The 226-nt window shown below is 55.3% G+C and carries 1 protein-coding gene; it reads right to left on the bottom strand.

Features of this window, described 5'->3' with window-relative positions; genetic code table 11:
* A partial coding sequence (locus ACQ4LH_RS21815; protein ID WP_430699011.1) for a hypothetical protein occupies window positions 1-226 on the bottom strand: 226 nt, incomplete at both ends.

Raw genomic sequence — 226 nt, 5'->3', positions numbered from 1 at the left:
GACGTACGCGTTGCCATTCACCGCCGGAAAGTTGATTGGTGCTACGTCCGAGTTTGTCATCAAGAGCCAGCGCCCCTGCGACATCATTCAGTAGTTCGGTACGCGTTTTATCGTACTGATGCAGTGTCAGGTAGTGCCAGACCGGCATTGCAAACGGCGGCGTCTGCTGTTGTGAAAGATAGGCGCGATGCAGCGCGAGTTTTGTTGCGGACCATGCTTCCAGTGG

This window comes from Pseudomonas peli, assembly GCF_050563605.1.
In the GTDB taxonomy this organism is placed as follows: Bacteria; Pseudomonadota; Gammaproteobacteria; order Pseudomonadales; family Pseudomonadaceae; genus Aquipseudomonas; species Aquipseudomonas peli_A.
The sequence above is the reverse complement of the archived record's forward strand: the minus strand, read 5'-3'. Positions and strand labels throughout refer to the sequence as shown.